The sequence below is a fragment of the Streptomyces sp. NPDC014727 genome (assembly GCF_043083485.1).
Lineage (GTDB): Bacteria > Actinomycetota > Actinomycetes > Streptomycetales > Streptomycetaceae > Streptomyces.
In genome coordinates this window covers 13,906-33,895 of record NZ_JBIBYR010000036.1, presented here as the reverse complement: position 1 = coordinate 33,895, position 19,990 = coordinate 13,906, and the positions used below count along the sequence as shown (strand labels likewise).

The following is a 19,990-nucleotide window of genomic DNA, read 5'->3' as shown; positions in this document are numbered from 1 at the left end:
GGTCGGCTGGGCGAGCACTGAAGACCTTGGCCGGACCTGGGAGCGGCGGCCGACGCGTACAACCACAAGGCGCCGGAGCTGTGCGTGCCGACCGCCACGGGTCCGGCCAAGATCCTCAGCACCCGCCCAGCCTTTGTGTGCCGGAGTTCACCGGTCGTGGACGGCGACGCTGCCACGCACGCGCGAGGCGACCGGCACCGACATGCCGGTGGATCGGCCGGCCGGCCGCCGGGCACCGCTCGATCAGCCCAGTCGCGCGCCCCGCTCGCCCGGGTCCGCGCTCCCGACCCGTCCGAACAGCGGGGCCAGGACCAGTTGCGCGGCTCCCTCCGCGACCGGCCGGTCCCCTCCTCGTGCGGCGGTGACCGGCACCGGCGCGTCGAGGCCGCCCCGGCGGGCGCGCTCGTCGATCACGGCGCGGACGCCCCGTACGTACGGCTCGGGATCGGCGGCGACGGTACGGCCGCCGAGCACCACCCGGTCGATGTCGAGCAGCCCGACGAGATTGGCGGCGCCGGTGCCCAGCACCCGGGCGGCCTCCGCGACATCGCCGCGGGCGACGGCGGCGAGACAGAGCGCCTCGATGCAGCCCCGCCCGCCGCAGCCGCACAACGGACCGTCCAGCTGGACGGTCTGGTGCCCGAACTCACCGGCCCCGGTACGGGCCCCGCGATGCAGCGCCCCGCCGAGGACCAGCCCGGCGCCGAGTCCCGTCCCGAGGTGCAGATAGGCGAAATCACCCGTGCCGGCCGCGCGCAGGGCGAGCCCCAGGGCGGCGGCGTTGGTGTCCTTGTCGACGACGACGGGCAGCCCGGTCCTCGCGGCGAGCGCGTCCCGCAGCGGATACCCGTCCCACTGCGGGAACCCGGTGACGCGGTGCAGCACCCCGCCCCGGTGGTCGAGCGGCCCCGGCACCGCCACGCCGACCCCGAGCACCGGTCGGCCCGCACAGGACGCGCCCTCGCCCCGCCCGGCCGTCCCGGCACCCGCGCCGCGCACCGCCGCGACCATGTCCGCCGCCGTCGTCAGCACCTCGTCCGCCGGGGCGCCGAAGTCCAGCGGGGCGGTGTGGCTCGCGGCGACCGCGCCGGCCAGGTCGACGAGCACCACCGTCAGCTCGTCACGGTCCAGGTGCAGACCGAGCGCGTACCCGGCGTCCGGCACCAGCCGCAGCACGGTGCGCGGCTTGCCGCCGGTGGAGGCCAGGTGGCCCGCCTCGGCCGCCAGACCGTCGGCCCGCAGCCGGGCGGTGATCTTGCTGACGGCCTGCGGTGTGAGCCCGGTGCGCTCGGCGAGTTCGAGCCTGCTGATACCGGGCTCGCCCGCCACCCGCAGCAGATCCAGCAGCAGCGCCGCATTGTGGCTGCGCAGCGTCGGCAGGTTCGCGCCGCTATTACTCCTGTTCACCGCACCATTGTTGCTGACGCTTGCACTTTGGCAACAGCGTTGCTTAAGTGACATGCATGACTGGCAACGCGACTCACGAGACGCCCGGACTGCCCGGGTCCCCCCTGCGCGTCGGGCTCGTCGGCTACGGCCTGGCAGGTTCCGTCTTCCACGCCCCGCTGATCGCCGCGACCGAGGGCCTCGCCCTCGACACGGTCGTCACGTCGAACGAGGAGCGGCGGACGCAGGCGCGCGCCGAGTTCCCCGGCGTGCGGTTCGCCGCGTCGCCCCAGGAGCTGTGGGACCGCGCGGACACACTCGATCTCATCGTGATCGCCTCGCCGAACAGGACCCATGTCCCGATCGCGACCGCCGCGCTCAGGGCGGGTCTGCCGGTCGTCGTGGACAAGCCGGTCGCCGGTACGGCCGCCGAGGCGCGGGAGCTCGCGGCCCTCGCCGAGGAGCGCGGGCTGCTGCTCTCGGTCTTCCAGAACCGCCGCTGGGACAACGACTTCCTCACGCTCGCCCGGCTGATCGCGGACGGCGAGCTCGGGAACGTCCAGCGCTTCGAGTCCCGTTTCGAGCGGTGGCGCCCGCAGCCGAAGGGCGGCTGGCGCGAGTCGGGCGATCCGCAGGAGATCGGCGGACTGCTGTACGACCTGGGCAGCCATGTCGTCGACCAGGCGCTCGTGCTGTTCGGACCGGCGGTGCGGGTGTACGCGGAGTCCGACGTACGCCGCCCCGGCGCCGCCGCCGACGACGACACGTTTCTCGCGATCACCCATGCGAACGGGGTCCGCTCGCATCTGTACGTCAGCGCCACCGCGGCCCAGCTCGGTCCGCGCTTCCGGGTGCTCGGTTCGGCCGCCGGCTATGTGAAGTACGGCCTCGACCCGCAGGAGGCCGCCCTGCGCGCGGGAGCACGTCCGACGCCGGGCGGTCCGTGGGGCGAGGAGCCCGAGACGCTGTGGGGCAGGATCGGTTCGGGCGAGTCCCCGCTGACGGGCGGCGGCGCCCCGATCCGTACGCAGCCGGGCGACTACCCCGCGTACTACGCGGCGGTCACCGACGCACTGCGCGGAAGGGGTGACAATCCAGTGACCGCTCTGCAGGCCGCCGCGGCCCTGGACGTCCTGGAGGCCGCCCGCCGCTCGGCCCGCGAGGGCGTCACCGTGACCCTGCCCGCCGCACCCCCGTCCGCCTCCGCCGACAACGAGGAGCAGCCCGTATGAACCCCACCGCTCCGACCATCTCCGAGCTCATCGCCCAGGAGCGCCGACTGACGCTGCCGCACTTCAGCTACGACGACGCCTACGCGCTCGGCGGCCTGCTCGTCGCGATGGCCCGGGAGAGGCACGCCCCGATCGCGATCGACATCCGCCGCGGCGCACAGCAGCTCTTCCACGCCGCGCTGCCGGGATCGAGCGCCGACAACGACGCCTGGATCGACCGCAAGCGCAGGGTTGTGGAACGGTTCGGCGAGAGCTCGTACCTGGTGGGATCCCGGTTCCGGGCGAAGGGGACGACGTTCGACGACGCCTCGCGCCTGGACCTCGGCACGTACGCCGCGCACGGCGGTTCGTTCCCGATCGCGGTCGAGGGCGCGGGCGTCATCGGCTCGGTCACGGTCTCGGGTCTGCCCCAGGCGGAGGACCACGCCCTGGTGGTCGAGGCGCTGGAACAGTTCGCGACGACGATCGGCGCATGACGCGAGGGAGGGGTGGGGCGCCACCGACGCGGCACCCCACCCCTCCGATCTTTACCTAAGTACCTTTCGGCCCGTCCGGTGATCGAGGACGAAGCGGCCCCGAAGGGCTGTCCCGTACCCTGGCAGGCGCGGATTACGGGACAGCCCCTACGCGTCCTTCAGCTCCTGCCGCTGCCGCCCCAGCCCCGTGACCTCCAGCTCCACCACGTCCCCCGCCCTCAGATACGGCTTGGGCTCGGGCTGCCCCAGCGCGACCCCCGCCGGCGTCCCGGTGTTGATCACATCGCCGGGGTACAGCGTCATGAAGTGGCTGAGGTAGCGGACCACTTCGCCCACCGGGAAGATCTGGTCGGCCGTCGTGCCGTCCTGCTTCAGCTCACCGTTGACCCAGAGCTTCAGCGGCAGCGCCTGCGGGTCGGCGATCTCGTCCGCCGTGACCAGCCACGGCCCCAGCGGGTTGAACGTCTCGCAGTTCTTGCCCTTGTCCCAGGTGCCGCCGCGCTCGATCTGGAACTCGCGCTCGGAGACGTCGTGCGCCGTCGCGTATCCGGCGACATGCGCGAGTCCCTCCTCGGCGGACTCCAGGTAACGGGCGGTGCGCCCGATGACGACGGCGAGCTCGACCTCCCAGTCGGTCTTGACGCTGCCGCGCGGCACCAGCACCGTGTCGTGGGGCCCGACGACGGTGTCCGGCGCCTTGAAGAACAGGATCGGCTCGGTGGGAATCTCCGCACCGGTCTCGGCGGCGTGGTCGTGGTAGTTCAGCCCGATGCACACGATCTTGCCGATCCGGGCGAGGGGCGGACCCACCCGAAGCCCGTCGGCGTCGAGCTCGGGCAGCCCGCCGGGCACGGCCGCTGCGGCCCGTACCCGGGCGAGTGCGGACTCGTCGGCGAGCAGCGCGCCATCGATGTCGGTGACGATCCCCGACAGGTCACGCAGGGTTCCGTCCTCGTCCAGCAGCGCCGGTCGTTCCGCGCCGGCCGTACCCACACGAAGCAGCTTCAACGGTCTTTCTCCCCTTGGTCGAGATCGGGCCCGTCGGATGGGTGGCGGCCATCGCAGGCTGTCCGATCGTCCAAGACATCCGATCACTCCGCAAGACCCTGTTCACACACTGGACCGGTGCACTCGCCGCCCCGATCACGCCGCGGTGGCCATGGCGGTGCCCGCGGCCGGCATGTCGCGGTAGAGGACGGCCCGCTCGACCGCGGTCCAGGTGGTGCTGGTGACGACGTACAGCGCGGCGGCGAGCGGCACGACGGAGACGGTGAAGAGGGTGGCGAAGGACATCAGCGGCATCAGCTTCGTCATCGCGCCCATGCCCGGCACCGGCTGTCCGTCGGGGCCGGTGGCCGGGGTGACCGGATTGGCGGCCATCTGCCGCTTCGTACGCCGGAAGTTGAAGGTGGCCACGACGGCGACGATCGCGAACAGGCCGAGGTAGACCATGCCCTGCGCCCCGAACGGCCCGCCGTGCGCGAGGGCGTCGTGCCAGTGCCCGCCGAGCGGGGCGTCGAAGAGCCGGTGGCCGAGCAGCGCGTTGGGGTCGCCGCCGATGTTCTGGCTGGAGAAGAGGTGGTAGAGCAGGAAGAAGGCGGGCATCTGCAGCAGGCTGGGCAGGCAGCCGGACAGCGGCGAGACCTGCTCCTTCTTGTGCAGTTCCATGAGCGCCTTCTGCATGCGCTCGGGGTTCTTGCCGTGCTTCTTGCGCAGTTCGGCGATCTGCGGCTGGAGCCTGGTGCGGGCTTTCTGTCCGCGCGCCGCGGCCCGCGACAAGGGGTGCACGGCGAGCCGCACGAGCGCGGTGAACAGCACGATGGCGGCGGCGGTGGACGCGGTCTGGAAGAGCGGGTGCAGCACATCGGCCAGCGCGCCGACCAGGCCGGCGAATGCGGACATGAAGACGGACATGGGTGAGCCCTCCGGGGGTCTCGTCGTGCCGGGAAGAAGAACGAACTCGGCATGACGGACCGCGAGGGGGGGTGCTCGCTGCTGCGTGAGCCCCTACGCGGCCGTCGGGAGGGCGTGGCCGGGGGCTCGGGGGCGTCGGCGCCCCTTGGCGTCAGGATCTCGCTGCGGCAGGAACGCGGTGCGTTTCTCCCGGTCGCGGATGGCCGTACGGACCCGGGTGCGGGGCACGGGGGCGGCGCAGCGGGCGCTGATGACCGAGGCGGCGACGAGCGCGGAGCCTGCGGCGGCCGTGGCGGCGAGCGCGACGGCGGCGGAGAGGCTGCCGCCCTCGGCGAGGAGCACTTCGGTGACGAAGAAGAGCAGCAGTCCGGCGGGGCGGAGCAGCCGGGCGAGAACTCCGCGCAGACGCTTCGTGTCACCGTTCATCGGCCCCTCCCTTCTTCCCCTTCGCGGCCCGACGGCCGGGCCCACCCGTCGCGCGCACCTCGCGCGCGCCTCGCACGCGCACATCCGCGTCGATCACGCACCCACGCATGCGTGCGTGCGTTCGGCTCTCCAGCCGTTATACACGATGAGTCCGGCACACTCGTCCGCGCTCAGGGGCGTCCGGTGTCCAGCGGTCGCAGCAGCCGGTGCGGCACCAGCAGGGCACGGCCGACCGGATCGGCGGGGTCCGGATCGAGTCCGTCGCCCGGCCGCATCTCGACTTCCCCAGGCGGCACGGGCCGGGCGCAGGCCGGGCATTCGCCGTACGAGCCCAGTTCCGTACCGCAGGACGCAGGCACCCTGGACGCGGCGGGCACCGCGCACATCGGCGCGTCGCTGTGGCTGCGGCTGCTGCTCGCGCTGGTCGTGTCCGGCATCGGCAGCGGGCTGCTCAACGCCGCACTGCCGCGCCTGGCGGTCGAGTCGGTGCCGCCCGAGCGGGCCGCGATGGGCTCGGGAGCGAACAACACCGCCCGGTACATCGGCTCGTCGGCGGGCGTGGCGCTGACGATCGCGACGGCCGCGACGGGCTCGGGCGCGAACGGCGCGCTGTTGCTGTCGGTCGCCCTGGCCCTGGTGGCGACCGTCAGTGTCCTGCTCCTGCGCGAGCGCCGCTGACCTCCTGCCCGTCCTCCTGCCCGCCCTCCCCGGTGCCGATCTCGTCGCGCGCGAGCACCTCGTCGTCCGGCCGGTCGTCGCGCCCGCGCGGCCCCGCGTACGTCACGCCGAGCGCGACGACGAGGTTGGCGGCGAGTGCCACGATGCCCGCGTTCACCCCCCACACCGGATCGTGCTCCGTAAACACGAACCCGCACACCAGGCCCACCCCGACGACCAGCCCGCTCATCGCCCCGAGCAGGGTCAGCCGCCGCCACATCAGCCCCAGCAACACCATGGGGAGCAGCTGCGCCATCCCCTCGTACGAGATGAGGGAGAGCCGTACGAGGGTGTTCGGCGCGGTGTACGTCAGCACGAGCGCGATCACCCCCGCGACCACCACGACCGTCTGTGCGGCGCCCTTCTGCCGCCGCTCCCACCGCGGCACGAGCGAGAGCACACTGCGCCCCCACATCGTGCCGATGACCAGCATGAAGACGGCCATCGGCACGATCGACGAGAGCGCGGCGGCCACACCGATGACGCCGACCGCCCAGGCCGGCAGGGAGTCCACGACGAGCTTGAAGAGCGCCAGGTTGGACTCGGCGCCGACGAGCCCCGGCACGACGAAGAGAGCCGCCATGCCGAGCAGCATCGGGACGAAGAGCAGCACGTTGTAGGCGGGCAGCAGCATCGCGTTGCGGCGCAGCACGTCGGCGTTCTTCGCGCCGAGATAGCCGGCGACGGTCGTCGGGAAGATCACGACGGTGAGGGAGTTGAGGAACGAGGTGGTGATGAACCACGCCTGCCCGAGCCCGCTGTCCCCGTGCCCCGGGAACGTCAGCCACTCGCTCTTCTCGGTGACGAGCCGGTCGAGGAACGGCCCGTACCCGTCGAAGTAGTGCAGCGGCACGTAGAAGGCGAGGAAGCCGAGCGTGGCGATCACGAGGACGTCCTTGAGGACGGACACCCACGCGCTGCCGCGCAGCCCGCTCACCACGACGAAGCCGGTGGTGACGGCGAAGGCTATGAAGTAGGCCCAGTTCAGGCCGATGGCACCGTAGGAGATGGTCGAGACGACCACGCCCATGCCGGTGATCTGGAGCTGGATGTACGGCAGCAGGAAGACGGTGGCGAGGACGGCGACCAGCGCGCCGAGCCAGGGCCGCCCGAAGCGGTGCGCCACCATGTCGGTGATCCCGACCAGCCCGTGCTTGCGCGCGTACGCCCAGAGCATCGGCCCGACGACATAGCCGACGGCGTAGCCGCAGGACATGTACGCCACCACGTAGAGCACCGGCGCCCCGTAGTTGTAGCCCCATCCCGCGGCGCCCAGGTAGCTGAAGCTGGTGTAGCCCTCCCCGGCCATCAGCACCCAGATGAACACGGTCCCGAGGCTGCGTCCGCCCACGGACCACTCCGCGAGCCCGCCACCGCCCCCGCTCCCCTTCCGCCGCCCGCGCATCGCGAGCAGCCCGAGGGCGACGGTGGCGACCACGAAGACCCCGAAGACGGAGGTCGCGATCGTGGCGTTCACCGGCGGTCCCCCCGTCGGGTCAGCCATACGGCGACGGGTGTCAGCAGGGTCGCGCCGAGCAGCCACACAAAGAGGAACGGCAGTCCGAGCACCACGGGATGGACCCGGTTCACGAACGGCAGCGCCCCCAGGTACAGCACATAGGGGACCAGCAACCACAACAGATGCGGACGTCTTCTGAGCACGTCGGAAAACCTTAGTCCGGCGCCGCTACCGCGCCCGGACATCCGTCAGCCTCCCCCATACGACAAGCCGGTAACGGGAGGTGAATTCGGGCGTGCACGTAGTGAGCGTCACATAGGAACCGGCCGTGGTGTAGCCGGTGTACGGCTTCACGTTGCTGCGCGGCACGGCCGCGATGACACCGCCGTCGCGCGCACTGGTCTGCCCGAGCGTCCGGTCGACGGCGTACGTGTAGACGGCGTCCCGGGTCTCGACGTCGATCCGGTCCCCGCGCCGCAGGCGGTTGATGTACCGGAAGGGCTCGCCGTGCGTGTTGCGGTGCCCGGCGAGCGCGAAGTTCCCCGCCCGGCCGGGCTGCGCGGTGCCCGGGTAGTGCCCGACGTACCCCTTGTCGAGCACTCCGCGCTTGCTGATGCCCTGGGCGACGGGTGCGGCGAGCCCGAGCTGCGGGATACGGATGACGGCGTACGCCTGGTCCCGGCGGGGCCCGGTGGGTGCGGTGCGCCCCGCGGACGACCGGCCACCGGCGGCCCCCGTGCCGGCCCCACCGCTGCCCCCCGCACCGTCGCCGCCCCCCTGCGGCCGCCCCTCTTGCCCCTCTTTCTCCCCTTCCGGCTCCGTCCACTCCCGCTGAAGGGCCCGCACCTCGTGCCGGGCGTCGGCGCGGGCCTGCCGGTTGGTCCACCACAGCTGATGAACAACGAGCAACAACAGGACGACGCCGAGGGTGATCACCACCTCGGCACCCGTCCAGAGCCCACGCGCGGCGGCCCTGCGTCCTCGCGAGTTCCGCTGCGTCACAACCGGTATCCGCTCCCGCACGGCCGGCACGATAGGGCCATGTCCCCCAACTCTCCAGAGCCGGAACCACCCTCCGTGCAGGTGCCGTACAGCAGTACGGTGTGATTCATGCGCCCCGACACGCCTGCCGACCACACCACCGAAGCCGAGCGCCTGCTGCGCACCGCGGCGCAGTATCCGGAGGACCGTGAGCCGCTGCTCCTCCAGGCCGCGGCCCACCTGGAGCTCGCCGGCGACCGCGCCCGCGCCACCACCCTCTACGACGAACTGCTCGCCTCCCCCGACCTCGACCACCCGCACCTGGTGAAGGCCCTGAACGCGGCCAACCTGTGGGAGTACGGCCACGAGGCCGAGGCCCGCGCGATCCTCGACGGCATCCGCGCCGCGGGCCCGCTCGACCCCGCGCCGTGGGAGATCGCGGCCGAGACCCTCGAATCGCACGACGAGCTGACCGCGGCCCACGACTGCTTCACGACCGCGCTGACCCTCCTCCTGACGCCGGGCGAGGAGGTCCCGTACGCCACGCAGTCGCTGCTGATCGGCCGCCACCGTGTGCGCAGGCTGATGGGCACCGACCACGACGTCTGGGACGAACTGGCCGACACCCTCCACACCGCCGCCGTCCCGCTGGACGAGCTGCACGACCCGAAGCGCCTGTGGGCACTGGGCTCCTCGGACCCGGGCGAGCTCCGGGCCGAGATCACCCGCATCCGCGCCGAACTGGGCACGTACCGCACCGCGCTGTCCCGCCCGTTCCCGGTGGCGGTGCTGCACTGGCCGGCCGCCGAACTCGACGAACTCCTCACCGCGTACCCGAACCTGCGCAGCGAGTACCCCTCCCACCCCGACCACCTGGCCCGCCTGGAGGCCGCCCTCCGCGACCTCCACCACGCAGGCACCCCGAACCTCGGCATCGTGACCGGCACGGTCCCGTCGTACGAAGCCTTCGCCGCCTCGGAGGCCACGTCCCCGGCCGACCCGGACCTCCTCCCCCAGTACGCCACCACCCTCGCCGCCCGCGGCCGGGCGATCCCCTGGCCCCCGGCCCGCAAGGCGGCGTGCTGGTGCGGCTCGGGCCGGACGTACCGGGAGTGCCACGGCACGGACTGAACGACGGTACGAAGCGGCGGCCCCGGCCGGGCCGGGGCCGTTCCCGTACCGCACGGCCACCCATGACCTCGCGTGTGAACGTGACACATCGGGCCTCGACCGTCACGACACGACAACGGGGGTGGCGTCCCCCGGAATCTCGATGGCCCCGCCATGCCGCCGATCCGTATGGTGCAGCCATGCCCGACCTCCAGCGTCTCCACCCCGATCACGCCCCGGCCCTGCTCGCGTTCGAGCAGGAGAACCGCGCGTTCTTCGCCACATCGGTCCCGGACCGCGGCGACGACTACTTCACGAACTTCGGCGCCCTCCTAGCGGCCCGCCTCGCCGAACAGGCCACCGGCGCCTGCCACTTCCACGTCCTGGTGGACGACCAGGGTGTGATCCTGGGCCGCTTCAACCTGGTCGATGCGGCGAACGGCTCCGCCGAACTCGGCTACCGCGTAGCCGAAAAGGCCACGGGCCGAGGCCTGGCCACGGCCACCGTCCGCCGCCTGTGCGCCCTGGCGGCCGAGGAGTACGGCCTGACCACACTGCGGGCCTCCACCACCCACGACAACCCGGCCTCCCAAGCGGTCCTGACCCGCGCGGGCTTCGTCCCGACGGGAGAGGAACTCCTGCTGAGCGGGCGGCCGGGGCTGGGGTACGTGCGGGACTTCGGCAGAAGCCCCAAACGCGGGACCCAATAGCCGAGACGCCAGCGAGGGCACGGGCAGCCCCACAGCTTGTCAGCCCGGCTTGATACAACTGCACGGGTAGGTGACGAGACGAGGGGGACTCGGTCATGCCCAACGACTTTGCAGGCGACGCGGCTCCGATTGCTGGGCTGTACGAGACGCTGATCACCCGTCGTCTAGAAGAACGTATGAAGCAGCTTGACTCAACAGGCTGGCGTTCCATCGATGACATAGTCGGCCACGAGTCCGTGCCTCACGTGCTGTCGCGCCATATCGCGAACGTCGTACGCCACGTCCTTCAGGGCCTCTCACCTGCGGAGCAGGTGATCGCCGCCAACCACATCCTGGAGTCGCTCAACACGATCGAGGGTGCGGCCGAGTGGGCCGATCTCGTCATCGAGGGCCCCAGGCAGCTACTCGCAGTCGCTGAGCAAGAGGCTCCCGGCGTATACGCAATTCGCCCGGCAACGCCCCTCTCCGAGACGGCATTGATCACCAACTCGCCGGATGACCCGAGTCTGGGTTTTGAGCTGCGCGCCGAGTTGGCTACGGCGGATAGCGTTGATCTACTTTGTGCCTTCGTGAAGTGGCACGGACTACGAGTCCTTGAGCAGTCGCTTTCCTCCGCGCGCGACCGTGGTGTACCCATTCGCGTGCTGACAACGACCTACATCGGAGCGACGGAGCGTCGCGCGCTGGATCGTCTGGTCCGCGAGTTCGGTGCCGAAGTGAAGATCAACTACGAGCTCCGTTCAACACGCCTTCATGCCAAGGCCTGGCTCTTCCGTCGCGAGAGCGGCTTCGACACGGCGTACGTCGGCAGCTCGAATCTGTCCAAGGCCGCGCTTCTTGACGGGCTCGAATGGAACGTTCGGCTGTCGTCGGTCGCTACGCCATCCGTCCTCCGCAAGTTCGAGGCAACATTCGACGCGTACTGGAGTGAGCGCTCGTTCGAGCCGTACGACCCCGACAGCGACGCGCAGCGACTGGACGATGCGCTGTCTCACGCTGGCGGGTCCAACCAAAACGGCGGCACCGTCATCACGCTCTCTGGACTTGAAGTCCGCCCCTATCCGCACCAGCGCGACATGCTGGAACGTCTCGAAGTGGAGCGCACCGTCCACGGTCGGCACCGCAACCTCCTCGTTGCCGCGACCGGCACAGGCAAGACCGTGATGGCAGCTCTGGACTTCAAGCGGCTGCGGCGGACGCTGGGCCGTGACCCGCGCCTGCTCTTCGTGGCCCATCGCAAGGAGATTCTGGAACAGTCCCTGCGCGTCTACCAGAACGTGCTGATTGACGCAAACTTCGGCGAGCTCTTCGTCGGTGGGGAGATCCCCGACAACTGGACTCATGTTTTCGCCAGCGTCCAGTCGCTCAACTCGCGTGCGTTGGACCGCTTTGCTCCAGACCACTTTGACGTCATCGTGATCGACGAGTTCCATCACGGCACGTCCCCCACGTACCGACGGATCCTGGATTACTTCGACCCCAAGGAACTGCTGGGACTAACCGCTACCCCGGAACGCATGGATGGGCTGAACATCCAGGACGAGTTCTTTGGAGGTCGGATCGCAGCAGAGATGCGCCTCTGGGAAGCCCTGGAGAACGACCTACTCAGCCCATTCCACTACTTCGGCGTCACTGACAACACCGACATGAGCGCCATCGCCTGGAAGCGGGGGTCGTACGACGCCACAGCCCTCAGCAATCTCTTCACTGGCAATGACGCACGAGCCAGGCTCGTCGTCCAAGCCGTGAAGGACAAAGTTACCGACCCGGGCACGATGCGTGCGTTGGGCTTCTGTGTGTCAGTCGCACACGCAGTCTTCATGGCCGACTTCTTCCGTCGAGCCGGCCTCAATGCGATCGCCCTGTCCGGTGAGACCCCACGTCACGAGCGCAAGGACGCCCTGGACCAGCTCAAGGCAGGCACGCTCCAAGTCATCTTCTCTGTAGACCTGTTCAACGAGGGACTCGACATCCCTGACGTCGACACCCTGCTCCTTCTGCGCCCAACATCCAGCGCCACGGTGTTCCTCCAGCAACTAGGCCGAGGCCTGCGTCGGACCGAAGACAAGGCCGTCCTCACAGTCTTGGACTTCATCGGTCAGCACCGCAAGGAATTCCGCTTCGAGGAGCAGTTCCGCGCCCTGACCAACCTCACTCGCAATCGCCTGCTGGCCAACATCGAGCACGATTTTCCGCAGTTGCCGTCTGGTTGCCAGATCATCCTTGAGTCGAAAGCCAAGGATCTGATTATTGACAACATTCGCAGCCAGATCAGCGTCAACGTCACTCAGCTCGCTCTGGAGGTCGCCGCATACGCGGAGCCTAGGCTCGCCAACTATCTCAAGGAGAGCGGACGAGAGCTCAAAGAGCTCTACCGGGGCAACGGAAACTCATGGACGGGTCTACTCCGCCGGGCCAAACTCCTCCCCAAGGCCGGGCCTGAAGGAGAAGCGACGCTACTCAAGCGAGTATCGGCCTTCCTCCACGTCGACGACCCGCTCCGAGCCGCCGCGTACAGCAAGTTGCTCTCCGAGGACGCCCCCGCGTATGACGAGCTCAGCGAGCAGGAACAGGCATATGCCCGCATGTTCTTCTTCTCCCTCTGGCCGTTGGGCGGTGGTTTCGGCAGCTATCAGGAGGGCTTCGACGCTCTTCGTCCTCAGCACGCCTTCCGCGACGAGGTCCGCCAGGTTCTCGCCCACGTCCTGGACCAAGCCGACCACGTGCCCGTCCCACTGCTCGGCGAGCATGCACGCCTGCCGCTGACCATCCACGCCTCATACAGCCGCGAAGAAATCCTCCCCGCCCTAGGACAGTCCTACGTCGGCGGCTTCATGCCGGGACACTTCCGCGAAGGCGTGAAGTGGTGCGACAACATCCAGACCGACGCACTGCTCATCACCCTTGAAAAGGACGAGAAGGACTTTTCCCCAGAGACTCGCTACAAGGACTACGCCCGCAATGAGCGCTTGTTCCACTGGGAATCTCAGAATCAGACCTCAGAGACATCACCCACTGGCATCCGCTACCAGACCCACAAGGAGAAGGGCACTCACGTCCTACTCTTCGTCCGCCGCTACAAGAAGACAGACATCGGCGGGCCTCAGCCATGGATGCTCCTTGGACCCGCCGAGTACGTCGAACACAAGGGCAGCAAGCCCATGGGTATTGTCTGGAGCCTTCGTCACGAAATGCCGGCCGATGTGTGGACCTACTCAACGATTGCTGCGGGGTGATCCGCCCTGTCGCGGCCAACTCAATGAGTTGATGAATAGGGCTCTTGCGGCGCGCTCTGCCCGACCTGTTGTTTAGAGGCCCTGTGAGCGATCGGCCCATCGGGATCGATGCTGGGTTAGACAGGCCGCATCGATCCGATGCTCGCGCTTCACGTGGAGGTCTCCAAGCACCTGCCGGCTGAGTGTATCCACGACCTTGAGGTCATCGGTGATGAGGCGTGCTCCGTTATCAAAGAGCACGTGACAGTTCGGGCACAGACACAGAATGTTGCTACGTACATCGCGACCACCATGCGGTCTACCAAGCGCATGTATGTGCGCACCTTCGCTGTACCGCGCGCCGTTGATGTCGACCACGACTGGGACACGACACATCTGACAGGTGTTGTCGTAAAGCGCCTTTATGGCGCGGGCCTCCTGGGTGTTGCGCACACGCCGCTGAGTGCTGACGTACCTCGCGGCTGCTTGCTCAAACGGGGTTACCTCTTCTTCCGCAGCTGTATCGCTCGCCTCGTCAGATCCCCAACGTTCCCCCGCCGCGATCTTCGCTAGACGGAACTGCCACATGAGGTGCCCACGATCAGTCAGCACGCTCCAATAGCCCTCCACCAGGTACAGGCCCCGGTATCGGTACCCTTCAGTCGCCTTGCGCCTCTTGATCCCCAGACCGCGCACGTATCGGATAGGCAGACCCTCCCGATAGTTGATCAGCATTCCTTCGTTGACCCCAGTCAATGACTGGTCCTCCGTGATGTGACCGTCGTTGTCCGGCGAACCGCCTTGCGCCGTATAGATGATTGTGTCGCCCAGATCCTCATCACCGGCATAGCCACCACTGGCGACGATCGAGTCGACGCCTTCGTGCGACGTTCCCGAGATCCCCTGGCCACGAAACCGGTGCACATCGGCTGCGTACAGGGCATCGTGCGTACGGAACCACTGCCCCTCGCTCACATCAGGAGGTGGGCCGAAGTAGATGGGCTTCGATGGCGACATGCGAACATGCTGCCGAATACTGGCGTTCGATCAACACGCACAGCTGATCATGGCCGCTTCTCATCGGAAGGTGTCCCAAAGCAACCACTTTGCCAGCGCGGCGGGTGCGCGACAGCGCCAAAGCCTCATCCCACCGTCACGACCGCCCAAGCGCCGCAACCTGCCGCCGAGCCCGGATGCCGCTACCCATTGGAACGGATCGCAGCGTTGTCACGGAAGAGCGCGACTAGCTTCGAGCCCTCTTCACCGATCCTCGCCAACACATGCCTGATCGCCGCCGTCCCCGTACCAGGAGCGGGAGGCTCGATTTCGCGCCAGTGGATGGGAGCTGCGGCTAAAGCGATCGCCGGTGCCACCTCAACTGTGATGAGGAAGAAGTCGTCCCGCCGACCGAGGGGGAGGAGTTGATGGACCGACACTCCCGGCAGGAACCCGCAGTGCTGAGCAGCGCACACGAGCGACCACAGGTTGTACGACTCTGTCCAATCACAATCTGCATCCAAGTCGTTGAGCTCTTCCGCGATTTCAATGAGCTCCTCGGGCGAAGGTTGCTTCACGCCGGATCAGCCGCCGCGGCCTCGAAGTGTGCTTGCGCGCAATCCAGGGCCTCGTCCGGATCACAGCCGTGGGCGCGGAGCCAGTGGAGGAGGTCGACGATCAGGTCGATCGCCGCCTCCTGCTGTGCAGCAGCGCGGCTCCGCCCCTTTCCGAGGCCCGGCGCCGTGTCGGCCGAGTAAAGGATCAAGCAGGCCTCACTCTTCGCGACCCTCGGGTCATCGATATGCCCGGCGGGCGAGCGGAGTTGGGTGACCAGGTCGCACCAGACAAGCTTGGAATCCGCCCCCAGGATCACGCCCCACCGCTCCGACACAGCATCCACCAACGCCAGCCCGCGCCCCGCCTCGGCGTCCGGACCGGCCGAGAGAAGCGTCGGGAGGGCGCGGGTGTCCGGGTCACGGAGGCCGATCCGCAGATGCGTGTCCCGCATCTCAGCCGTGAGCGTGCATGGCGTTCCTTCACCGACGTGCCGAATCACATTCGCCGCCAGCTCACTCACGCAGATCTCGGCGGCGTCGCTCACGTCCGACAGTCCCCACAAGCGCAGGTGCAGGCGCACGACTCGTCTCAGTCCGGCGACCTCTTCGGGCTCCGCCAGGAAGGGCAGCTCCCAGGGCTTTCGCGTCATGCAGCCGTCGATCCCGTTCACCACGAGCGCACGCCTTTCACCGGAGCGAGAACCTACACCTCACCCTTCGTGAAGCGCGGTGACTCACAGTCGTTCCGTGACAGAGAATGCCAAGCTCCGATCCCTTCATGCAATGTGCACGGCGAGATTCGCTCCTTCAGGTGATTGGCCGAGGCTTCCAATTCCGATGGGATGGAACCTTCGTTACGCAAAGGGGAGTTGAAGTGTCCGGTTCACCCACAGCACGTCGTCGCCGACTGGCGATCGAGCTCAAGAAGCTCCGCGACGAGAGCGGCCTGACCTGCAACCAGGTTGGCAAGGAACTCGACTGGAGCGGCTCCAAGGTCAATCGTCTGGAGACGGGCCAGGGCCGGGTGCAGCCCTCGGACGTGGACGCGCTGTGCCGCTTCTACGGAACGTCCGACGAGTTGCGCGACCTGCTGAAGTCGCTCGCGAAGGAGTCGAAGACCAAAGGTTGGTGGCACGCCCACGGGGATGCCATTCCTTCGTGGTTCTCCGTGTACGTGGGCCTGGAACAAGCCGCCTGCAGCATGCGCACCTACCAGGGAGAGTTCGTCCCCGGCCTGCTGCAGACGCCGGAGTATGCAACCGAGATGAGCCGCGTCACGCCCGACCTCCCCCACGACGAGATCCAGCGCCTTGTCGACGTACGCATGCGCCGCCAAGAGCTGTTGACGGCTGCGGAGGGCCCCGACTTCTGGTCCGTGATCCACCAGAGCACCCTGATGCATGTGATGGGTGGCCGAGAGGTCATGGCGGCCCAACTCGAACGTATGCTGGAGATCTCGAAATTGAGGAACGTCACGGTGCAGGTATTGCCGTACGACGCCGGGGCGTATCCCACCACCGGGCCCTTCACCGTGCTCGGCTTCCCTGAGCAGGAGGACCCCGATGTGGTGTACAGGGAGGGCCTCACCGACTCGATCTACCTGGAACTCCCGGCAGATGTCAGTGTCTACACCCGAGCTTTCGACCACCTCAGGGCCCTCGCTCTGAGTCCGCAGAGATCAGCTGAGCTGATCCGTTCCGCCATGGAGGAGCACTCACGATGAACCTGCCCCCCACCGCCTCGCACTGGCGGAAGAGCAGCTACAGCAACGGGGCCGGCGGCGAATGCATCGAGATCGCCGACCTGCACGCCGCCGTAGGCATACGCGACTCGAAACGGCCGAACGGTCGCCACATCGCCGTACAGCGAGACGCATGGGCCGGGTTCATCGAGTCGGTTCGTCTGCAACAGCTCTGATCCGATCAGTGAGAGCGAAGGCCGCCACCACCGCGGCGGGTCACGCCATCCAGAGCGACCTGTGACGGTGTGGCGGCGAGGCCGCGTACACGGCGTCCGCGGCTTCGGGTGCGAGCTCGCCGAAGGCTGCGTTCACCAGCCGACAGATGGGCGTTGTCTGCCTACGGAACCGTTGCCGGGCCCGCCCGCCCTGCCCTGCTCCCGTCAGCCAAGCACCCGAGCAGGACCCTCCAGCGACTCCAAGACCCTGTGGCTCTGCTCGGTTCCGGGAAGCGCACGTGGTGCCTGCAGCAGCGGTGGAAGAAGTCCAGCTGGAGTACTGATTAGCCGCCGTAAGCCCCCTCCCGAGAGAGGGGGCCAGGGGCGAACCTGCTCAGACGATGCAGGTTTTGCTGAATTCTACGAAACCAGCCCAGGAGGACGGCGAGAATGCGAGTGTTCCACCGTCTCGGTCCTTCGTGTCCCGGACCATGACCTTCTCCGGGTCATTGTCGGCGACTTCAACGCAGCTGTCCGACTTCGTGTAGGCACTGGTGCGCCAGCTCGGCATTTCAGCCACGACTTCCCCTTCCCATGCGATCAAAATGTTGAATAGCGGTCAAGATTAGATCCCTGGCGGACTGTCCATACACAGCAGACTGACGATGGAGCTCAAACGCTTTACGGTAAATCCCGATTTCCGCTGGCTGCGTCACAGAGATCTCCGCGGAGTACGTCTCCACCATGACGAGCCTGTCGTCGAACATCGCAAAGCTGTGCCCGAGCCATAGGGCGAGGGGAGTCGACCTCGGGACGATGCCCAAGCTGAGGCGCGGAAGCGCCAATACGGCGAGAAGCCGGTCAAGTTGCGCCCTCATGACCTCCGAACCGCCGTGGTTCGAGTAGAGGGCCTGCTCGCCAAGGAGCACGTTGAAGATCCGGTTTCCCTCGTAGAGGTACTTCTGCCGTTCGAGGCGCTTGGCCACGGCGGCTTCCGTGTCGGCCGGCGTCTCATGGAAGTTCGATACCTCCTCGAAGACGGTTTCGGCGTAGTCGGCGGTCTGGATGGTGCCCCAGATAATGTCGGGCTCCCAGATTCTGAAGACTTTGGTCTTCTGGTACAGCGGCAGGGACTTTTTCTGGCGGTTCTCGGCCCCGTCCTGGAGCTGCCGCCGCCACTCCATCCACATCTCGTCGATGTGGCGAAGCGTGGCGACGAGGTCAGGAAGGTCGGCCTCGTGCCTGGTCATCTGACACCAGAGACGGATGTCTTCCTCACTCGCGTTCTGCTTACCGTTCTCAATGCGAGAGACCTTGGATTCCTGCCAGCCAGTGGCAGCGGCGAAGGCCCGACCGCTGCCGAACCCCGCGTCCTTGCGGAATCCACGCAGCCGGGCACCCAGCGCCTCACGTGTCTCTCGTGCTTGGTCGCTCACGGGTCCGTCAGGGCTTGTACTCGATGGTGGGAGTAGCAATGGGCCAGAGCAGGTCCCGGACGCGGATGCACTCAGCGACGATGGCGGGGGTCTCAATGGTCGCGGAGCCCAGGACACGTCCTGCGTCGTCGAAGTGCCCCACGGCCAAGAGCTTGTCGTCGAAGAGCCACCAGTCGTTGCCGTCCACGGGGAAGCGCAGGCCACCGGGGAGCTTGTGCCGCGGCAACCACCGGATCGACTCTCCGGCCTCTTCGTTGACGTTAGTGGTGGCGTACTCCCACTGGATGTAGGGACTGTGCGGCTCGGTGACAACCCGCACCCGGCGGACGGTCTTTCCTGAGTCCGTGACTCGTTTCATGAGCTTTGTCCAGGATTCCATGAACGAGTCGTCGGCTGGTGTCCCGTTGAGCCAGTTCTCAAACGATCCCGCCTCGTCCGGAACTGAGTAGTCGTCCCTCAGCTCCAGGTGGAAGGCGTCGTGCGTGAAGCTCTCAAAGAGCTGGTTGCGCTCGGCGCTGGAGATCAGCTCCATGCGGTTCCTCCAGTAGGGCTGCGATCGCGGCCTTGGGGACCTCGACCACGGTCTCGTAGTCCGGAATCGTCATCTGGGCCAGGGCCCCGGGATCGGTGACTTTCTGGCCCTGGACAACGTACGTGCCGCACGGCGTGAGGATCATGAGGGGGTCGCCCAGGCGCCGGAACTCACCGGAGGGGAGGCCGTCCCTCTCCAAGTGCTCGAACAGTTCGGTGGGCACCTCCACGGCCGTCTCGCCCTCGGGGATGGTGAGCTTCATCAGCAGGTCGTTCGCGAAGATCTTCCACCCTTGGACGAGGTAGGTGTCCCGATCGGTGGCATAGAGCGTCGGGCAATCCCCCGACTTGGAGTTCTTGCCAAGGAACCGTAACTGCATGGCTGTCTCCCATCTGCCGCCTTGCGCAAATTTGCGTGGCACTCCGATGGTCGATGCCCTGTTCAGGCCCGTCAATCAGGCTTCTGCAAACTGGCGCAATCTTCTTGGACGTTGTGGAAGCGCTGCTCTAGGTTCGTTTTGACCGAGCAGCCAAGGCAGCCGCAAACCATGCGGTACCGAGGAGAAATGTGTGGTGTCCACCGTGGCTGAAGAACTCGAGGCCCCGAGCGTTGACGGTCGGCCGATCGACAAGGAACTGATCGGGGACAACCTCGACACTGCCCTCGAAATGATGCTGAGCACGTCGACGCGTGAGGACATCGATTGGTGGACAGCGACCCTCATCGGGCACCTGAGTTTGCTCGCCGGTGAGGAACTGGGCGCAGACGACGACCCGGAGGTCAAGTCGCTGTTCTCCCAGGCGTACAAGCTCCTGGATCTGAGACACCGGCCCACGAACGAGACTCCGGCCTTCAGCGCGTTCAACTACCTCCGTCAGACGGGCTTGCTGACGAGGCGCTTCCTGACCGTCTACTCGCGGAGGCAGGGGGTGGGTTGCGGGTGAACC

Annotated in this window: 21 protein-coding genes and 2 pseudogenes; 9 read left to right on the top strand and 14 right to left on the bottom strand. The window is 67.7% G+C overall.

What is annotated here, in order from left to right; translation table 11 throughout:
- Positions 1-243 precede the first annotated feature (243 nt).
- Positions 244-1,407, bottom strand: a complete 1,164-nt coding sequence (locus tag ACF1B9_RS33930) for an ROK family protein (protein WP_391741594.1) — start codon at positions 1,405-1,407, stop codon at positions 244-246.
- 56 nt (positions 1,408-1,463) lie between these two features.
- Here ACF1B9_RS33930 and ACF1B9_RS33925 point away from each other — a divergent pair, with 56 nt between their 5' ends.
- Both ACF1B9_RS33925 and ACF1B9_RS33920 read left to right on the top strand, forming a co-directional pair.
- The gene (locus ACF1B9_RS33925; RefSeq protein ID WP_391741592.1) at positions 1,464-2,618 is read left to right on the top strand and encodes a Gfo/Idh/MocA family oxidoreductase; all 1,155 of its coding nucleotides are present in this window, start codon (positions 1,464-1,466) and stop codon (positions 2,616-2,618) included.
- The gene (locus ACF1B9_RS33920) at positions 2,615-3,094 is read left to right on the top strand and encodes a heme-degrading domain-containing protein (RefSeq protein ID WP_391741590.1); all 480 of its coding nucleotides are present in this window, start codon (positions 2,615-2,617) and stop codon (positions 3,092-3,094) included. The genes ACF1B9_RS33925 and ACF1B9_RS33920 overlap by 4 nt, the downstream gene beginning before the upstream one ends.
- A gap of 147 nt (positions 3,095-3,241) precedes the next feature.
- Here the strand turns inward: ACF1B9_RS33920 and ACF1B9_RS33915 are convergent, their stop codons facing one another.
- The 4 genes and pseudogenes from ACF1B9_RS33915 to ACF1B9_RS33900 all read right to left on the bottom strand — a co-directional run.
- Positions 3,242-4,102 carry a fumarylacetoacetate hydrolase family protein gene (locus tag ACF1B9_RS33915; RefSeq protein ID WP_391741588.1) on the bottom strand — a complete coding sequence of 287 codons (861 nt, stop codon included), beginning with the start codon at positions 4,100-4,102 and terminating at the stop codon, positions 3,242-3,244.
- 135 nt (positions 4,103-4,237) lie between these two features.
- Positions 4,238-5,008 carry a YidC/Oxa1 family membrane protein insertase gene (locus tag ACF1B9_RS33910; protein ID WP_391741587.1) on the bottom strand — a complete coding sequence of 257 codons (771 nt, stop codon included), beginning with the start codon at positions 5,006-5,008 and terminating at the stop codon, positions 4,238-4,240.
- Between the two features lie 93 nt (positions 5,009-5,101).
- On the bottom strand, positions 5,102-5,434 hold the full coding sequence (locus tag ACF1B9_RS33905) for a DUF6412 domain-containing protein (RefSeq protein ID WP_391741586.1): 333 nt from the start codon (positions 5,432-5,434) through the stop codon (positions 5,102-5,104).
- Positions 5,435-5,604: 170 nt separating this feature from the next.
- Positions 5,605-5,787: pseudogene (locus tag ACF1B9_RS33900) on the bottom strand (transcriptional regulator); the annotation flags it as partial.
- 4 nt (positions 5,788-5,791) lie between these two features.
- On the opposite strand from ACF1B9_RS33900, the pseudogene ACF1B9_RS33895 reads away from it, so the two are divergent.
- Positions 5,792-6,112: pseudogene (locus tag ACF1B9_RS33895) on the top strand (MFS transporter); the annotation flags it as partial.
- Here ACF1B9_RS33895 and ACF1B9_RS33890 read toward each other — a convergent pair.
- The 3 genes from ACF1B9_RS33890 to ACF1B9_RS33880 are packed head-to-tail and all read right to left on the bottom strand — an operon-like array spanning position 6,081 to position 8,612.
- On the bottom strand, positions 6,081-7,628 hold the full coding sequence (locus ACF1B9_RS33890) for a sodium:solute symporter (protein ID WP_391741585.1): 1,548 nt from the start codon (positions 7,626-7,628) through the stop codon (positions 6,081-6,083). The pseudogene ACF1B9_RS33895 and the gene ACF1B9_RS33890 sit on opposite strands and share 32 nt — an antisense overlap.
- Positions 7,625-7,783, bottom strand: coding sequence for a DUF3311 domain-containing protein (locus tag ACF1B9_RS33885; protein WP_078840020.1), 159 nt, complete (start codon positions 7,781-7,783; stop codon positions 7,625-7,627). Before ACF1B9_RS33885 ends, ACF1B9_RS33890 begins: the two co-directional genes overlap by 4 nt.
- 55 nt (positions 7,784-7,838) lie before the next feature.
- Positions 7,839-8,612, bottom strand: coding sequence for a class E sortase (locus tag ACF1B9_RS33880; RefSeq protein WP_391741583.1), 774 nt, complete (start codon positions 8,610-8,612; stop codon positions 7,839-7,841).
- Positions 8,613-8,720: 108 nt separating this feature from the next.
- Here ACF1B9_RS33880 and ACF1B9_RS33875 point away from each other — a divergent pair, with 108 nt between their 5' ends.
- The 3 genes from ACF1B9_RS33875 (at position 8,721) to ACF1B9_RS33865 (ending at position 13,647) form a co-directional block, all read left to right on the top strand.
- Entirely contained in the window at positions 8,721-9,722 is a 1,002-nt protein-coding gene (locus tag ACF1B9_RS33875; protein WP_391741582.1) for an SEC-C metal-binding domain-containing protein, read from the top strand.
- A gap of 179 nt (positions 9,723-9,901) precedes the next feature.
- Complete coding sequence (locus ACF1B9_RS33870) at positions 9,902-10,411, top strand: GNAT family N-acetyltransferase (protein ID WP_391741580.1); 510 nt, start codon at positions 9,902-9,904, stop codon at positions 10,409-10,411.
- Between the two features lie 95 nt (positions 10,412-10,506).
- Positions 10,507-13,647: a DUF3427 domain-containing protein gene (locus ACF1B9_RS33865; protein WP_391741579.1), complete on the top strand. Its 3,141-nt coding sequence runs from the start codon at positions 10,507-10,509 to the stop codon at positions 13,645-13,647.
- Between the two features lie 72 nt (positions 13,648-13,719).
- On the opposite strand, the gene ACF1B9_RS33860 is transcribed toward ACF1B9_RS33865, so the two are convergent.
- Together ACF1B9_RS33860 and ACF1B9_RS33855 are read right to left on the bottom strand one after the other, a co-directional pair.
- Entirely contained in the window at positions 13,720-14,643 is a 924-nt protein-coding gene (locus tag ACF1B9_RS33860) for a YDG/SRA domain-containing protein (protein ID WP_391741577.1), read from the bottom strand.
- 553 nt (positions 14,644-15,196) lie between these two features.
- Complete coding sequence (locus ACF1B9_RS33855) at positions 15,197-15,853, bottom strand: ATP-binding protein (RefSeq protein WP_391741575.1); 657 nt, start codon at positions 15,851-15,853, stop codon at positions 15,197-15,199.
- A 200-nt stretch (positions 15,854-16,053) separates the two neighbouring features.
- On the opposite strand from ACF1B9_RS33855, the gene ACF1B9_RS33850 reads away from it, so the two are divergent.
- A complete protein-coding gene (locus ACF1B9_RS33850) occupies positions 16,054-16,902 on the top strand; it encodes a helix-turn-helix domain-containing protein (protein WP_391741574.1) in 849 nt (282 codons plus the stop codon).
- Complete coding sequence (locus ACF1B9_RS33845; RefSeq protein WP_376271777.1) at positions 16,899-17,096, top strand: DUF397 domain-containing protein; 198 nt, start codon at positions 16,899-16,901, stop codon at positions 17,094-17,096. Before ACF1B9_RS33850 ends, ACF1B9_RS33845 begins: the two co-directional genes overlap by 4 nt.
- 373 nt (positions 17,097-17,469) lie before the next feature.
- Here ACF1B9_RS33845 and ACF1B9_RS33840 read toward each other — a convergent pair whose 3' ends face one another.
- Genes ACF1B9_RS33840 through ACF1B9_RS33825 form a run of 4 tightly spaced genes read right to left on the bottom strand, consistent with a single transcriptional unit; the run spans position 17,470 to position 19,422 of the window.
- Complete coding sequence (locus ACF1B9_RS33840; protein WP_391741894.1) at positions 17,470-17,646, bottom strand: DUF397 domain-containing protein; 177 nt, start codon at positions 17,644-17,646, stop codon at positions 17,470-17,472.
- Position 17,647: 1 nt separating this feature from the next.
- On the bottom strand, positions 17,648-18,511 hold the full coding sequence (locus ACF1B9_RS33835; protein ID WP_391741573.1) for a helix-turn-helix domain-containing protein: 864 nt from the start codon (positions 18,509-18,511) through the stop codon (positions 17,648-17,650).
- Positions 18,512-18,518: 7 nt separating this feature from the next.
- Complete coding sequence (locus ACF1B9_RS33830) at positions 18,519-19,043, bottom strand: DUF6879 family protein (protein WP_391741572.1); 525 nt, start codon at positions 19,041-19,043, stop codon at positions 18,519-18,521.
- On the bottom strand, positions 19,003-19,422 hold the full coding sequence (locus ACF1B9_RS33825; protein ID WP_391741571.1) for a hypothetical protein: 420 nt from the start codon (positions 19,420-19,422) through the stop codon (positions 19,003-19,005). The genes ACF1B9_RS33830 and ACF1B9_RS33825 overlap by 41 nt, the downstream gene beginning before the upstream one ends.
- A gap of 190 nt (positions 19,423-19,612) precedes the next feature.
- Between ACF1B9_RS33825 and ACF1B9_RS33820 the strand changes: the two genes are divergently transcribed.
- Positions 19,613-19,987: a hypothetical protein gene (locus tag ACF1B9_RS33820; RefSeq protein ID WP_391741569.1), complete on the top strand. Its 375-nt coding sequence runs from the start codon at positions 19,613-19,615 to the stop codon at positions 19,985-19,987.
- The last annotated feature ends 3 nt before the right edge of the window (positions 19,988-19,990 follow it).

What these genes read in the sequence shown, in the direction of transcription:
- ACF1B9_RS33925 (WP_391741592.1), top strand. Translation starts at nt 1,464, where the DNA reads ATGACTGGCAACGCGACTCACGAGACGCCCGGACTGCCCGGGTCCCCC.
- ACF1B9_RS33910 (WP_391741587.1), bottom strand. Translation starts at nt 5,008, where the DNA reads ATGTCCGTCTTCATGTCCGCATTCGCCGGCCTGGTCGGCGCGCTGGCC.
- ACF1B9_RS33830 (WP_391741572.1), bottom strand. Translation starts at nt 19,043, where the DNA reads ATGGAGCTGATCTCCAGCGCCGAGCGCAACCAGCTCTTTGAGAGCTTC.
- ACF1B9_RS33860 (WP_391741577.1), bottom strand. Translation starts at nt 14,643, where the DNA reads ATGTCGCCATCGAAGCCCATCTACTTCGGCCCACCTCCTGATGTGAGC.
- ACF1B9_RS33840 (WP_391741894.1), bottom strand. Translation starts at nt 17,646, where the DNA reads ATGCCGAGCTGGCGCACCAGTGCCTACACGAAGTCGGACAGCTGCGTT.
- ACF1B9_RS33865 (WP_391741579.1), top strand. Translation starts at nt 10,507, where the DNA reads ATGCCCAACGACTTTGCAGGCGACGCGGCTCCGATTGCTGGGCTGTAC.
- ACF1B9_RS33845 (WP_376271777.1), top strand. Translation starts at nt 16,899, where the DNA reads ATGAACCTGCCCCCCACCGCCTCGCACTGGCGGAAGAGCAGCTACAGC.
- ACF1B9_RS33920 (WP_391741590.1), top strand. Translation starts at nt 2,615, where the DNA reads ATGAACCCCACCGCTCCGACCATCTCCGAGCTCATCGCCCAGGAGCGC.
- ACF1B9_RS33875 (WP_391741582.1), top strand. Translation starts at nt 8,721, where the DNA reads ATGCGCCCCGACACGCCTGCCGACCACACCACCGAAGCCGAGCGCCTG.
- ACF1B9_RS33870 (WP_391741580.1), top strand. Translation starts at nt 9,902, where the DNA reads ATGCCCGACCTCCAGCGTCTCCACCCCGATCACGCCCCGGCCCTGCTC.
- ACF1B9_RS33905 (WP_391741586.1), bottom strand. Translation starts at nt 5,434, where the DNA reads ATGAACGGTGACACGAAGCGTCTGCGCGGAGTTCTCGCCCGGCTGCTC.
- ACF1B9_RS33825 (WP_391741571.1), bottom strand. Translation starts at nt 19,422, where the DNA reads ATGCAGTTACGGTTCCTTGGCAAGAACTCCAAGTCGGGGGATTGCCCG.